Below are 14,725 nucleotides of genomic sequence, written 5' to 3'. Positions count from 1 at the left end.
GATTTTTTGAGTAAAATATTAAGAATATAAAATTGAAGAACGTACAGGATCGATAGCTGTCAATTCACTGAGTAACAGTTCCATTTGTTGTTCAATGCGGTTTTTATCTGAAGTATTACGTTGAATTTTGGCTCTATAAAGGTGAAGTTGTCGTGCTTTCACTTCAAAAATATAGTTAGGCTCCCATTGTGTTAATGGCATTGAAAGTGCTTTTTTATCAAGTTCTCGTAATAAATTTAATGCCAGATCGTGACGAGCAAATTGTTCTGCTACTCTTGCCATAACTAGGTTTAATAGCCATTTTTGTCTTGGCGTGTTGATATCAGGACGATGTTGTAGCCATTTTAAGGCAATCTCAATGCCTTCATTATCTGCTTGAGTAATGGCTTCAGGCTCTAGTGCTAATATAGGCTCGTCTTCGGATTGGTGAGATGATGAACTTGATAATCCCTGCATGGCATCAAAATTCTCTTCCATAACATGCTGTTTTATCCAACTTAAGGTTACTTCATCAGCAAAGGGAGTACCATCTTCCCATGACAGTTTTTCTAAATCAGGAAGGCGAGTAAGAAATTGTTTTAAATCGTTTTTTATAACATCAGACCATGCATTCCAAGGGGCAGAGGATTTGCTGAGTGCTTGATATAAATACCATTGCACATCTAACCAAAAATGGTTAACACCTTCAGCAAAAAGCTTGTCAGCTTGTTCTGCCAGTTCACCCCAGCTTTGTTGTAAATAGAGGCGTTTAAGTTGTGCTCTTGCATCCGTTCTTGGGGGGGAAAGGCGAGTACAACCTTGTTGATCTTGTGGTGGAAGTTGATGAAGCGTATCCCATCTCACTACTTTCATTAATCTATGTCCTGCTAACCAGCCATTAGGCTGATTGCGTAAGTAGTTAGCAAGCATTTTAGATTGATCTAATAATTCACGACCTGATTGTATTGTCTCTATTGGCGTGTTTTGTGATAAAGAAGATGGCTTTGAAGAAGAGTTATAAGCAGATTCATTTCTGCTGATATTTTGTGGTACTAATGAGCTTGTGCCACCAGATTGAGCAAGGCGTTTTTCGAGTGCTTGATGTAATCCCGCAAGTTGTGGCCTTTCAGCTTCGTTCCATGTTTCAAGCTCAGTTTCAATGGTGGCTAATAGGGCGATAATCCGAGAAAATTCATTATGATCGACTTCGGGATAAAGCGATAAGCTATCTAAAACGCGTTGCCCTGATAACCACTCTAAGGCCGATTTTCTACTGGTGGCTCGGCTAGGTAATAGCGTGTCGTGATAGCGAATAAGCAATCCACTTAAAAGTCCTAAAGAATCGGCAAGTCCGTGTTCACCTTCTTTGTGTAAGCGTGCCCAAATATAATAAGTCACCACACGCACATCTTTGCAGGAATTGAGCAATAATTTTTCAGCCAATAAGCAAATCAGTTCAGTATCTGCGCCAGAGAGTTTATTGACTTCTTCTTTCATTCGCTCAAAGTCATCTTCATAACTGGGATCATCACCAATGGGGTGATTGGGTGTAATGGGTAATAACCAACGATCCCACAAAGCGATTTGTTGTTGAGCAAGTTGTGTTTCTAAGGATGCGTCTTTATTGAAACAAGCAGTTCTAAGAGATGTTAATATAGACATGTATTTTCCTAGTAATAATTAATATTATCATTATTATCTATTGCCATGAGTAAACTAAGTCTTCCTCCATTATTATCACCTATGATATTTAATATAGTGGTAACGTTATTGGTATCATATTGGCTTTTTATTTCACCACACTCTTTATTTTCGAGACATTGGAAAAAAGTATTATCTCGAGGGATATTATCAATTTGATAGCTAGGTGGGCCAAATATATTAAATAATGACTGATTTAATTTATTGTAGTTATTTAATAGTGTTTGTTGGTTATTTTGATTTTTTAATTCTAGAATAAGAAGAGATGCAAGACCTTTATCTCTTAATACCACAAAAAAGTAATAATAACTGTCCTTTATACCATAAGGAGATGACCATGAAGAACATGCCCATCCTTCGGGTGCAGATGTACATTTTAAATTAGCTAAATCTAATTTTTTAATATCATCCATTGATTGATGCCATTTAAAACCATGCATGATTTTTTTAATATCTGCTTGTTTGTTATCACAAGAACTAAGTGTTGAAATAACAAATGCCAAACTAATTAAAAATAAGATTTTTATTTTTTTCATTAAGTACTCATTGTTTTATTAAGAAAACTTATTTTTTGTTGATTACAATTTTTATAAAATAAATTTATAAATATTTATTTTATTGTATTACTTTAATAATAAAGTGGATAAAGATATGTGAAAATTTCGACTGCAGTTATAATTTTTTATTCTTCTCGTGTTTTATAATTATTTTCTATTTGTTGTTGAGATAATTCCAATCGCCCATCATTAGGGAAATGATTAGGTACCCAAACTGGTTCTGCTTTTATTTCTTCAAACATACGGTTGGCTCCTTCATATTATGAGGTTCATTAATTGGGTATTCAGGATGACCATATCCTTTACAGGAGGTAGTGATTTTCACTTCATTACAAGGTAAGAAATGCACTTTGACGCTACAAGGTTCATCATATTGTGGGATTGGCACCCAAGTTTCGTGACTGGAGGTATTGTCGCGGAGTTGTTGTTTCCAGTGTTTATAGGCTTCTACTTGGCTAAATTTTGGAGGTGGTGGAAATTTGCTGGTATCGACAGTTTCCCATCGAATATGTGCGGTTAAATTAGGACGCCATTTTTCGGGGATCATCACACAACAGACCGTACCGCCAATACTGCCATACCCTTCATTAATCGAAAAACCTGAAATTTCAAATTGAGTGTGGTTATAGCCTTGAAGACCTGCTCCCAAGATGGAGTTTTCTGGTTTTGCGCCCCAAGAGCCTGCATTAGCACAACCGGAAAGTAACAGAGAGATGATCAAGAGCGTGGTAAGTTTAGGGGAAGTTTGCCAAAAGGTTATTTTTGAGGACATACAGCAGGCTCCTTCATATTATGAGGTTCATTAATTGGGTATTCAGGATCACCATAGCTATAGCAAGAAGTGGTAATTTTCACCTCATTACAAGGTAAAAAATGAACGTCGACACCACACACTTCTTTATCATATTGTGGAATGGGCACCCAAGCTTCGTGATAGGTCGTATAGCGGTCTAATTCTTTTTCCCAGTGATCATAGGCTTCGACTTGATCAAAATCAGGAGCAAGAGATATTTTGCTTTTATCGAGTTTCTCCCACTTTATGTGAGCGATTAAATTAGGACGCCATTTTTCGGGGATCATCACACAACAGACGGTTCCGCCAATACTGCCATATCCTTCATTAATCGAAAAACCGGTAATACTGTATTGAGTGTGGTTATAGCCTTGAAGTCCTGCTCCCAAGATGGCGTTTTCCGGTTTTGCGCCCCAAGAGCCGGCATTAGCACAACCGGAAAGCAACAGAGAGATGATCAAGAGCGTGGCAAGTTTAGGGTAAGTTTGCCAAAAGGTTATTTTTGAGGACATACAGCAGGCTCCTTCATATTATGAGGTTCATTAATTGGGTATTCAGGATGACCATATCCTTTACAAGAGGTAGTAATTTTTACTTCATTACAAGGTAAGAAATGCACTTTGACACTACAAGGTTCATCATATTGTGGGATGGGTACCCAAGCTTCGTGACTGGAGGTATTGTCGCGGAGTTGTTGTTTCCAGCGTTTATAGGCTTCGACTTGGTCAAAATCAGGTGGTGGTGGAAATTTGCTGGTATCGACTGTTTCCCATCGAATATGTGCCATTAAATTAGGGCGCCATTTTTCGGGGATCATCACACAACAGACGGTTCCGCCAATACTGCCGTAACCCTCATTAATTGAAAAACCTGAAATTTCAAATTGAGTGTGGTTATAGCCTTGAAGTCCTGCTCCCAAGATGGAGTTTTCCGGTTTTTCGCCCCAAGAGCCCGCATTAGCACAACCGGAAAGCAACAGAGAAGAAGTGAGAATTAATGATATTACTTTTAATGACATAGAATAATTAAGATTTATTTAAATGTTAGTTTGTTATTTAACTTAAAAGAAAGCTTTCCAGAGATCTTTTGGCTAAATAGGGCGGTGACTAGTTAATATTCCAATATAATGGAGAATACTTGGTGTAAAAATAACTGAGATATCAATAATCCATTTTAATCATCTTTTTATTTATTTAAATTTTTAATCTAAAAAGATCTTTTCTGGTAAAACAAAATTGCGTAGTTGCAAGAGTGCGATTGGGCCATCGCCCATTTCTGTTCTTAAAGTGTAATTGAGTGACTGTCCATTTAAGGTTTTCCAACTGACAGAGTAACTGCTGGTGCTACCAGCATAAGGGGCGATATTGGCATCCTCCAATAACCGAATGATGCCCCAGACGCCACGATAATCGCCATAAATACGTGTACCTGTATTGGTGGTGATCCAACTCAGCGATGCACCTGAAGCAACGGTATCAGCTGGCCAAACAAAGCGTTGCCATTGCGGTTGTTGGTTATCATAGATAAGAGATTGTTTATCTATCATTAGGTGGGTTTGCATAATGTCAGGTGATGTACCTGGACGTAATTCAAAGTAAAGACGCGCTTCACCATTCGCAAAAACGACATCTCCGAGATAGCTTAGTTTGTCTAAGGCTTTTAAGAACTCAGGGTTAAAGGTTAAGCCCTGTGCATTTGTGGTATCGGGTACCCAGTGCGTACCTTCTTTATGCAAAACGCCGTTAAGGTGAGTTTCAAGGAAGCGCTGAATACGACCATTATCAGGGCGTAGATATTGCGCCATTAAAGGTAATGAGATTTCACTTTGCGTATTTTTGAGTGGATAGCGACCACCGAATGCCATATTCCAGTCATTAACAACGGCATTTCGCCATTGAGTGTTAATACCTTGCGAAGTGGGCGCTAATAACTGTTGCCATGCTTGAGACATGGGTTGCACAAGCAATGTATCACCAAAGCTATTCCACTCTTGCCCAAAGCTTGCTGCAATCAAACTGCCGTAATCTTGCGTTTCTGATAAATCGACGGTTTTTCCTTCAAAAACACTTCGAGCCAATGCTTGAGACATGGCTTGTGGATCGGGTGCATTAACAACTTGTTGAAGTTTTAAGCGAACTCGAGTCACGCGTGTGAGGTAGGCTTGTAGGCTTAACGCATCACTGTTTTGCGCTGAAGATTGAGGATCGGTAAAGGCCAGTATTGGCGCAAAAACAGGCTCTAGAGGGCCGGTAAATTCCGCTTTTTGACTAATAACCGGCTGTTGTTCTTTGTTTAATAAATCTTTGGCTGAGTTAACAAAAGAGTCTGCTAATTTTTCTTGTTGGCGACCGGTTTTACCTTGATAAGAAAGCGTATTCATTAGAGCAATAATGGGGGATTGTCTGACATCGCTCATTAAGGTGAGTTGATCAATGGTATCTGAAAGACTTTGTGTTTCTCGCCACTGCAAACCATTGAGGAAGCTTAACCAACTGCCTGAAAAATCATTAAAATAGCGTTCTGTGAGATTTTGCTGGAGTTTTTCAGGTGAAATATCAATATCGGTTTCTTTTTGTGTGTCACTTAATACCCAATCTATTTCTTCTCGTCTTTCATAAACGGCTTTTTTAATCGCGGGCTCAATCGACTCTTCCCACGCTTTACGGGTAAAAATACCGGGTACGGTTTCAGTGGTACTGAGTAAGAAGCTAACATCAGTATCACCGGTCATATCATCTAAGCTCATATCTGCAAAGTTATGCTGTGCCTGTTGTAAGATTTTTTGGTAAAGCGCAGATTCGCCATTACGTTGACCAATTTGGCGAATAAGAATGGTTCGGCTTCCTGCCACTAAAGTACGATTAGGCTTGATTGTCCATTCATGGTGATAAGGCAATTGAGAGGCATAGAAGGTTAATAATTCGGTGCCTAATGTCTGCCATTCCCCCTCTTTTAATCCGTTATAGTCAGGCCAAATGCGTAATGCACTTTCAGTGAAGAATGCAGGATCAATACGGGATGGATCGCTCATCATTAAATAGGCTTTTAATGCTTGATAAGCGGATTGAGCACCTTCAATACGTTCTGCGCTTTCTGGTGGGAGTTGCATAAACGCGTGAAGGTAATTTTCAAGGTGTTGTTGGGTTGAATCGCGCAATAACGGCAACATAGATTGGCTATAAACCGGCCATAGATGACTAAGTAATGCGTTATTACTGCTTAAGCCAAAGCGTAGCCAAAATGGAACAGAAGTTTTTTCTCGATGGCTTAATAAACCTAAGGTTTGTTGTAAGCCATATTGTGCCTGCAAGCGGGCAAATTCAGATTGATGATTGTCTGTTGCTAACTGCGCTTGTTGTTGGCTTTGGGTAATTAATTGGCGATTCATAAAATAAGAAACCACCATACCAATCCCCCACAGTGTCATGGCAGTGGCAACGGTATATTGCAAAATACGTTTTGAGTTTAGCCCTAAAGGTGATGCCTTTAGTTGAGGGGGAAGGTGTGAATTTGCCGTGAGAAGCGCTTTCCAATGGGGATTGGATATCCATTGATTATTTTGTGATAAAGTTGCAGACACGTTATTGTCAACAGGTGTACTAAAGAGCACACCAGCGAACGGCAAGGAGCGATAACCTGATAAAAGCGGTGCCAAAGTATTGGCGAGTTTTTCACATCCTTCATGTTGAAGAAAACGCGCTAATGCTAATAGGTAAGTTTGTGTTGGGTTATGCAAGACAGCTAGTGTGCCTTGTTCCACTAGTGCCGGTAAAAGCGTTTTTAAGTCATTAGAAAGCGTTTCAGATGTCGCTTTTAAAGGGGCTGAATAAAGGATTGTGGGTACTTCATTTGTTGTTATTTCACCGTTATTACTGATATTCCAAAGCCAAATGGGGGCTTGCCAGCGTAATTGACGAAAGAGCTGGTGGAAATAACGGCTTGCCATATCGGTATTGGTCGGCGTTAAGTGATTAAATAAGGAATGGCCCAGCGGTTGTTGCGATAAGTTGTTTTCTGACACCCAAATAACCGCATCGAGCGGACGACGTCGGCGCAGTTGTTTTAAATCTTGAATTAAATTTTCATCAATACTTTGATGGATATCACCACCATAGATAAGCAACGTGCCGTTGTTTTCTTGCCAGATGTCCGTTGTTAGATTGGGAGTCAGTTTTTCGATAGAAGTAGAGGTGCCTATTAACAAGTTAATTTTTACTTTACTCTGCCAAAATAAGCCATAAACTCTTTTCATTCTTTCTAATAAAAGATTATTACTATTACCTTCTTCTTTTATTCTATTTTCTTCAGATGGGTATTTGTTGAAATTTTTATCATTATTTCTATATTTATATTTTTTGATTTTATTGAAATAAAAAAATAATGTGCTAATAAAAAAAGACACCAATGCTAGAATAATAATAGCTACTTCTTTCTTTCTTGTCGTATCGATGAAAAAATATTCACCATAACGCCAGATGACGATACAAAGTATTAATATAATAAAAAAGAAGAAGATAGTTTTTATAGACAATGATAAAAATTTTGCATTCATTCTATTTGCTCATTATTTGTCGTTACTGTATTAATATAAAAATTATTTTCACTCTGACATAAAGAAAGAATGTTTTTTTTATATTGATATACAAAATTTACGGACAATCCCATTGTTATCCAAGAAGAATAATCATCAATAGGTCCAATAAAATACTCTATATCTAAGGTATTATCTAATGATATATCATTTAATGAATTGTCATTATTAAATAATGCCATAAGGATATTACTATTTGCTTTACTATCTAGAATAATATGCGTGGCTAAATTCGAATCAATTTGAATTTCACTAAAGATATTTAGTGCTTCTTGATAATTTTCATCTTCTGCTATTAACATTGGACGCTGAACATTAGCCATTATGTCAATATGATGTTTTTTGATTATATCATCTGATGACATGATCAATATTCCCAAGGCCGCAGATTGATTCTCTTTAACACTCTGATCGATAATTATTATTTCAATATTATCATCATTATTTGCTATAGTGTTTTCTATATGCTGATACGATAAGCCATCAACTATTTCAAAATCAGGTATTTCTTTATTAAGAAAGAGTTCTCTCCATACAAGATAAAGTTCATCTCTTATTTTGTTTTTATCTTTAGTCGTTAGATATTTTATTTTGATAGACAATTTATCAAGTAATTTTTCTATGGTTGGTTGTGTACTTTTTAATAAATAATAAACTGATGGTTTTTTCTCATCTAAATAGTCGATATTCTGAGGAATGTGATAACATGATATATGTTCTGCTGCATTATTGTTTATATATGAAATCGTTGTTTTTTGTGGAAGGAAAAAAATGCTATCGATAACACAAACACTACGTCTTCCCCAATCCTCCCATTTTTTATCTGCAAATTTTTTCTCATTATATAAAAAAGAATAAATATTTTTGTTTTTTATATAAACTATATGCTTATATAAAAATGTAATTATTGTTATTAAAAAAGGAAGAATAGAAATAATAATTCTAAAGAATTCTTTTTGTTGTGTAACTTCATCTTTATTTTTTAAACTTAAAGAGTAGATTAGAAATAAAATCGACAAACCTATTGCTAAACACCATTTAAAATAAGGAAGATGAGTTGGTTTTGATGTTAATTTAATTGATTTTTTATTCCATGCCATAATTAATCCAGTGAAAAATCAGTAATGCTAGCAATAAGATAACAACCACACTCTGTATGGCATCCCTCAGTCGCAAGAGCTGTACCTTGACAAGTAAAATAAGATGAACCTTCAATAATAGAATTAATTCCATGTCCTTTCTTTGGGCAATTAACTTTATCTCCTACTTTAGCCGCTTTTTTTCCATTGATAATAAAATCAGAGGTCGCTGTAATAACTATGCCGCCATGACTGGTTTTATCTCCTAATAAAATAACTTTTTTATTCATAAATCATTCCATTAATATACATTAAAGGGTGATAATCCAATTTTTTAGATATTGAATACCAACGGTAAGCTATTTAGTGTCAAATAAAGAACTGTATTTTATCACTACGAGGTGCACAGCCTTGGATCATAATGATGATAGGCAGTAAGAGAAAACATTTATAAACGCTCCATCTCTTCTTTTGCCTTACATTTGAAGTAAATGAGTTCAAATAATCTCCTAGATTTTAATTGGAATTATATTCAGTTAAGACTTTTTAATTTATTATAATTGGGTCTCCAATATTTTACTTTTTCTATAGTACCATCTGAATAATAAATAATAACACCCGTTCCTCGCTCTTTAGGGATATCAATATTCGTGATATTATCCTTATGAAAGAGAGGGGTAAATAATATATTTTTTTCATCATTGACTGATATATATTGAGGCCTATCCCAACTATTAAATAGGATTATTTTTTTTCTATTTTCTATTTTCTATTTTACTATTAATAAATACTGGATAGTAATTAAGTTCTATTTTTTCATTTTCTATTAAATTTCTTATAATTTCTCCTTCATTATATTTATTGTTATTAAAGAGTAAAATAAGTTTATGTGATGGTATTGCTTCAAAGTCACTATCAGTATTCAGAGTTTTTTTGTAAATGATTGATATCCAAACTTCACTTAATTGCCATTGACATGAACCGCCTCCATTCAGGGCGATTTTAGTCTGATAGATATCACTGCTACCTTGTTGTTTAAGTGCTACGGCGTTAGGATTAAAACCAGAAATATACTCTTTCTCACCTGCAGAGTTATATTGAGCGCGTTGGCAAATTTCGGAACGATAAAGCACATTTAAAGGTAATACCTCAATTCCTGCTGGAAGCTTGATCCCGACGGTAACCCACTCTGTATTAGCAGGAGGAGACAGTGTTTTATTTTTATCACTACGAGGAGCACAGCCTTGGATCATGATGATGATAGGCAGTAAGAGAAAAAACTTATAAACGCTCCATTTCTTCTCTTGCCTTATATTTGACATAAATAGGTTCAAATAACCTCCTGAATTGTAATTGAAGTTATATTTAGTTAAGACTTTTTAATTTATTATAATTTGGAGGCCATGAAGATTTTTTTTCTATGGTGCCATCTGAATAATAAATAATAATATCTTTTTCTAGCTCTTTAGGCATGTCAATCTTCGTGATATTATCCTTATGAAAGAGAGGGGTAAATAATATATTTCTTTCATTATTAACTAATATATATTGAGATCTACCCCAATGGTTAAATAAAGTTATTTTTTTTTCATTTGATACTTCGTTATTAATAAATACCGGATAGTAATTAAGTTCTATTTTTTCATTTTCTATTAAATTTCTTATAATTTCTCCTTCATTATATTTATTGTTATTAAAGAGTAAAATAAGTTTATGTGATGGTATTGCTTCAAAGTCACTATCAGTATTCAGAGTTTTTTTGTAAATGATTGATATCCAAACTTCACTTAATTGCCATTGACATGAACCGCCTCCATTCAGGGCGATTTTAGTCTGATAGATATCACTGCTACCTTGTTGTTTAAGTGCTACGGCGTTAGGATTAAAACCAGAAATATACTCTTTCTCACCTGCAGAGTTATATTGAGCGCGTTGGCAAATTTCGGAACGATAAAGCACATTTAAAGGTAATGCCTCAATCCCTTCTGGAAGCTTGATCCCGACGGTAACCCACTCTGTATTAGCAGGAGGAGACAGTGTTTTATTTTTATCACTACGAGGTGCACAGCCTTGGATCATGATGATGATAGGCAGTAAGAGAAAAAACTTATAAACGCTCCATTTCTTCTCTTGCCTTATATTTGACATAAATAGGTTCAAATAACCTCCTGAATTGTAATTGAAGTTATATTTAGTTAAGACTTTTTAATTTATTATAATTTGGAGGCCATGAAGATTTTTTTTCTATGGTGCCATCTGAATAATAAATAATAATATCTTTTTCTAGCTCTTTAGACATGTCAATCTTCGTGATATTATCCTTATGAAAGAGAGGGGTAAATAATATATTTCTTTCATTATTAACTAATATATATTGAGATCTACCCCAATGGTTAAATAAAGTTATTTTTTTTTCATTTGATACTTCGTTATTAATAAATACCGGATAGTAATTAAGTTCTATTTTTTCATTTTTTATTAAATTTCTTATCAGTTCTGGTGGACGAAAATTATGGTCCTTAAAGATTAAAATAAGTTCATCTGATGGTATTGTTTCAAAATCATTATAAGTATTTGGTGTTTTTTTATAAACGATTGACATCCAAACTTCACTTAATTGCCAGTGACATGCCCCGCCCCCATTAAGGGCTATTTGTGCCTGATAGATATCACTGTTACCTTGTTGTTTAAGTGTTACGGTATTAGGATTAAAACCCGGAATATAATATTTCTCGCCAGCTGAATTATATCGAGCACGTTGGCAAATATCGGAGCGATAAAGCACATTTAGAGGTAATGCCTCAATGCCTTCTGGAAGTTTGATCCCGACGGTAACCCACTCTGTATTAGCAGGAGGAGACAGTGTTTTATTTTTATCACTACGAGGTGCACAGCCTTGGATCATAATGATGATAGGCAGTAAGAGAAAAAACTTATAAACGCTCCATTTCTTCTCTTGCCTTATATTTGACGTAAATAGGTTCAAATAACCTCCTGAATTGTAATTGAAGTTATATTTAGTTAAGACTTTTTAATTTATTATAATTTGGTCTTGAAGAGTTGATTTTTTCTATAGTGCCATCTGAGTAATAAATAATATTAGCACTTCCTAGCTCTTTAGGCATATCAATATTCGTGATATTATCTTTATGATAGATAGGGGTGAATAATATATTTTTTTCATCATTGACTGATATATATTGAGGCCTATCCCAACTATTAAATAGGATTATTTTTTTTCTATTTTCTATTTTACTATTAATAAATACTGGATAGTAATTCAGTTCTATTTTTTCATTTTCTATTAAATTTCTTATTAGTTCTGGCGGGCGAAAATTGTGGCCATTAAAGATTAAAATAAGTCTATGTGATGGTATTGCTTCAAAGTCACTATCAGTATTCAATGTTTTTGTGTAAATGATTGATATCCAAACTTCACTTAATTGCCATTGACATGAACCGCCTCCATTCAGGGCGATTTTAGTCTGATAGATATCACTGCTACCTTGTTGTTTAAGTGTTACGGTATTAGGATTAAAACCCGGAATATAATATTTCTCGCCAGCTGAATTATATCGAGCACGTTGGCAAATATCGGAGCGATAAAGCACATTTAGAGGTAATGCCTCAATGCCTTCTGGAAGTTTGATCCCGACGGTAACCCACTCTGTATTAGCAGGAGGAGACAGTGTTTTATTTTTATCACTACGAGGTGCACAGCCTTGGATCATAATGATGATAGGCAGTAAGAGAAAACATTTATAAACGCTCCATCTCTTCTTTTGCCTTACGGCTAAAACGGATAAGGGCATTTTCGCCTCCTGGAATTGATTTTGTGATATTAAGAGTGATAGCCACTGATTCTTGCATGCCTAAAAAACATTTATCTCTTGCAACTCTTTTGGGAGGGATCCTAGTTTGATCAGTATCATTTCTATTGGTGTATTGTTGTATTTGTTCTTTAAACTTCTGTCGATTGAGTTTGCGTTGTAATTCTAGCTCTGGCCAAGAAGCTTCTAATAATTCATTGTTTATATATGGAACATACATATCTGACATAGAATGATTTCTAGGATCTGTAAAGCTATCTAACAATGGATTTGTATTGGAGGGGAACAAATTTTCATAATCATCGAGGTTATATTCTTCCATTAATGCTTCTTGGTTAGCCCGTGCCTGCTCATTATCTAGCTTTGCTAACGATGGAACAAGAAAAAGCTTTACTTTATAAGGAAGTGGGCTAGTTTGCCGACGGCAATATAATTGTAAAGTATAATCATGGCATACTAAATATTCAATATGTTGTGATATTTTAAAAAAGCAAACTAATTCACCATGATGCCAAAAAGGATCTCCAGATATGGCGCCTATTTTATCTAATGGAAGTTGAACTAAACCCGCCCAAATAAAACCAAAAGTGTTACCCAAGTAACCAAATTTGCCATATAACCAGTTATCTAAATCAGCGTCAGGAGGCACGCTGGTGACAGTATCGGAATCATTAACATGTCGGTAATGAACAAAACTAGTCATCGTTTGAATGGCTTTAGCTGAAAAAATACGAGGCATACCATAAGTATATAATAAAGGTTTATAATTTTTCATTTCAGCGGCATAAGTTAGACCAAGTGCGCCTCCTAAACTATGTCCACAAATAAATGTTTTTTTATTTTTTATTTTATCAACTAGCTCATCCCAAATATCTTTAAAACTCACTTTTGCTATATTATAGGCATCTAAAAACCCCCCATGTATTTTCCCTTCAGAGGCAATCTCTTTTGGGCAAATACTTGGAATATAATTAATATCAGTAAACCAATCTGGTGCCTCCCATGTACCTCGCCAAGAAACAATAATATGCTCTTTATTTTCAACATAAAAAAGTTGCGTATTACCAACTGGAGTTTTTGCGTTTGCCGTATCCATAAAAACAGGAGGATAGTAACGTTCACTAAATGGGACATCATTCACTACGGTGTAAGGCATACTCTTGGATTTTGTCAGTTGTGGAATAGTCGATAAATCTTGAAAGTCACGATTGAAAAATTTAATTAAATCGGGTTCATCAAGGTAGGCTAAATCAGACATCACAGCGAGATTATATGCATTAACTAGGGAATATTCGGGTATATGATGAAGAATGAGTAACCATGCGCGGAAAGGGCAAATTTCAATAACATGACGTTTATCTAACTGTTGATCGGAAATTTTATATCCATTAAATTTATTTCCATTTGGGAAATGATAAAATGGTAATTTATCATCATCCCAATTTTCAATTACAGGAGCTTGGTTGCATAGTTCCCCAATTTTTGCATAGTGATAAATATGGCTCTTATCTGTATAATATTTGACTGTTGAACTTTCATCAGATCGGCTTAATCTAAGTTGTCGTTTTTCCATTTCATCAGCAAATTCCTGAGCCTCTAGAAAGAGAGAAAGTTCCAGTTTATGTAAGTTTTTAATGGTAATTATTCCATCTTTATCACTTTTTCCTTTATAAATCTTATTATGCCCACAATGTGTTGATTCATTTTCAGCATACCATGATATACCAGCAATAGGTTTATTTAGCTCATCAACTAACTTTATTTCAACCCAGTATTTTTTTTGATTATTATTCAAACTTACTATTTTTGTTTGACAGACGGACGATGTGTTATTAGAAAACATATTTATTTCCTTATAAATTTTTACTTTTACTTTTACTTTTTTTAAAAAAACTTATTAATGTAATGCTGAAAATGGAAATTATAGTGAATATTCGAAACATAAAAGAGAAAATTTGTTGCGTACGTTCCTCTCCATTATAAATAACCCCATTGTAAAAAATAAAAATATATTTATCATATAAATAGGTGTTTAAACTTGGCATTAATATGATGGCAAAATAAATAATCAATGAAATGAAAAATGAAGGTATAATTACTGAACTAACTTTCATTCTAAATTGTTTAAATAGAGAAAATGCTATTGTATTTAATATTATTATTATAATAAATAAAAAAATAAAAGAATAAGTAGG

At 34.8% G+C, this 14,725-nt stretch carries 13 protein-coding genes; all 13 read right to left on the bottom strand.

Annotated features, from left to right (window positions below):
* Positions 1–18 precede the first annotated feature (18 nt).
* Positions 19–1,641, bottom strand: coding sequence for a type VI secretion system protein TssA (gene tssA / locus LW139_RS15390; RefSeq protein ID WP_166540093.1), 1,623 nt, complete (start codon positions 1,639–1,641; stop codon positions 19–21).
* Between the two features lie 8 nt (positions 1,642–1,649).
* Positions 1,650–2,216, bottom strand: coding sequence for a hypothetical protein (locus tag LW139_RS15385; protein WP_247850174.1), 567 nt, complete (start codon positions 2,214–2,216; stop codon positions 1,650–1,652).
* A gap of 247 nt (positions 2,217–2,463) precedes the next feature.
* Entirely contained in the window at positions 2,464–3,009 is a 546-nt protein-coding gene (locus LW139_RS15380; protein WP_247850173.1) for a DUF3304 domain-containing protein, read from the bottom strand.
* The gene (locus LW139_RS15375) at positions 2,994–3,542 is read right to left on the bottom strand and encodes a DUF3304 domain-containing protein (RefSeq protein WP_247850172.1); all 549 of its coding nucleotides are present in this window, start codon (positions 3,540–3,542) and stop codon (positions 2,994–2,996) included. Before LW139_RS15375 ends, LW139_RS15380 begins: the two co-directional genes overlap by 16 nt.
* The gene (locus tag LW139_RS15370) at positions 3,527–4,048 is read right to left on the bottom strand and encodes a DUF3304 domain-containing protein (protein WP_247850171.1); all 522 of its coding nucleotides are present in this window, start codon (positions 4,046–4,048) and stop codon (positions 3,527–3,529) included. Before LW139_RS15370 ends, LW139_RS15375 begins: the two co-directional genes overlap by 16 nt.
* Before the next feature lie 183 nt (positions 4,049–4,231).
* Positions 4,232–7,582, bottom strand: coding sequence for an ImcF-related family protein (locus tag LW139_RS15365; RefSeq protein ID WP_247850170.1), 3,351 nt, complete (start codon positions 7,580–7,582; stop codon positions 4,232–4,234).
* Entirely contained in the window at positions 7,579–8,721 is a 1,143-nt protein-coding gene (locus LW139_RS15360; RefSeq protein ID WP_247850169.1) for a hypothetical protein, read from the bottom strand. Before LW139_RS15360 ends, LW139_RS15365 begins: the two co-directional genes overlap by 4 nt.
* Before the next feature lie 2 nt (positions 8,722–8,723).
* A complete protein-coding gene (locus LW139_RS15355; protein WP_166539420.1) occupies positions 8,724–8,990 on the bottom strand; it encodes a PAAR domain-containing protein in 267 nt (88 codons plus the stop codon).
* Between the two features lie 465 nt (positions 8,991–9,455).
* Entirely contained in the window at positions 9,456–10,022 is a 567-nt protein-coding gene (locus tag LW139_RS15350; RefSeq protein ID WP_247850168.1) for a hypothetical protein, read from the bottom strand.
* A gap of 43 nt (positions 10,023–10,065) precedes the next feature.
* Positions 10,066–10,860, bottom strand: coding sequence for a hypothetical protein (locus LW139_RS15345; RefSeq protein ID WP_247850167.1), 795 nt, complete (start codon positions 10,858–10,860; stop codon positions 10,066–10,068).
* 31 nt (positions 10,861–10,891) lie between these two features.
* Positions 10,892–11,686: a hypothetical protein gene (locus tag LW139_RS15340; RefSeq protein ID WP_247850166.1), complete on the bottom strand. Its 795-nt coding sequence runs from the start codon at positions 11,684–11,686 to the stop codon at positions 10,892–10,894.
* 31 nt (positions 11,687–11,717) lie between these two features.
* Positions 11,718–12,512 carry a hypothetical protein gene (locus tag LW139_RS15335; RefSeq protein WP_247850165.1) on the bottom strand — a complete coding sequence of 265 codons (795 nt, stop codon included), beginning with the start codon at positions 12,510–12,512 and terminating at the stop codon, positions 11,718–11,720.
* Positions 12,460–14,373: a lipase family protein gene (locus tag LW139_RS15330; RefSeq protein ID WP_247850164.1), complete on the bottom strand. Its 1,914-nt coding sequence runs from the start codon at positions 14,371–14,373 to the stop codon at positions 12,460–12,462. The genes LW139_RS15335 and LW139_RS15330 overlap by 53 nt, the downstream gene beginning before the upstream one ends.
* Positions 14,374–14,725 lie beyond the last annotated feature (352 nt).

The sequence above is a fragment of the Proteus vulgaris genome (assembly GCF_023100685.1).
GTDB lineage: Bacteria > Pseudomonadota > Gammaproteobacteria > Enterobacterales > Enterobacteriaceae > Proteus.
Note: the sequence above shows the minus strand (reverse complement) of the source record. Positions and strands in the feature narration are given on the sequence as shown.

Coding starts and splice junctions, on each gene's coding strand:
- tssA (WP_166540093.1), bottom strand. CDS start 1,641: ATGTCTATATTAACATCTCTTAGAACTGCTTGTTTCAATAAAGACGCA.
- LW139_RS15385 (WP_247850174.1), bottom strand. CDS start 2,216: ATGAAAAAAATAAAAATCTTATTTTTAATTAGTTTGGCATTTGTTATT.
- LW139_RS15380 (WP_247850173.1), bottom strand. CDS start 3,009: ATGTCCTCAAAAATAACCTTTTGGCAAACTTCCCCTAAACTTACCACG.
- LW139_RS15375 (WP_247850172.1), bottom strand. CDS start 3,542: ATGTCCTCAAAAATAACCTTTTGGCAAACTTACCCTAAACTTGCCACG.
- LW139_RS15370 (WP_247850171.1), bottom strand. CDS start 4,048: ATGTCATTAAAAGTAATATCATTAATTCTCACTTCTTCTCTGTTGCTT.
- LW139_RS15365 (WP_247850170.1), bottom strand. CDS start 7,582: ATGAATGCAAAATTTTTATCATTGTCTATAAAAACTATCTTCTTCTTT.
- LW139_RS15360 (WP_247850169.1), bottom strand. CDS start 8,721: ATGGCATGGAATAAAAAATCAATTAAATTAACATCAAAACCAACTCAT.
- LW139_RS15355 (WP_166539420.1), bottom strand. CDS start 8,990: ATGAATAAAAAAGTTATTTTATTAGGAGATAAAACCAGTCATGGCGGC.
- LW139_RS15350 (WP_247850168.1), bottom strand. CDS start 10,022: ATGTCAAATATAAGGCAAGAGAAGAAATGGAGCGTTTATAAGTTTTTT.
- LW139_RS15335 (WP_247850165.1), bottom strand. CDS start 12,512: ATGCCCTTATCCGTTTTAGCCGTAAGGCAAAAGAAGAGATGGAGCGTT.
- LW139_RS15330 (WP_247850164.1), bottom strand. CDS start 14,373: ATGTTTTCTAATAACACATCGTCCGTCTGTCAAACAAAAATAGTAAGT.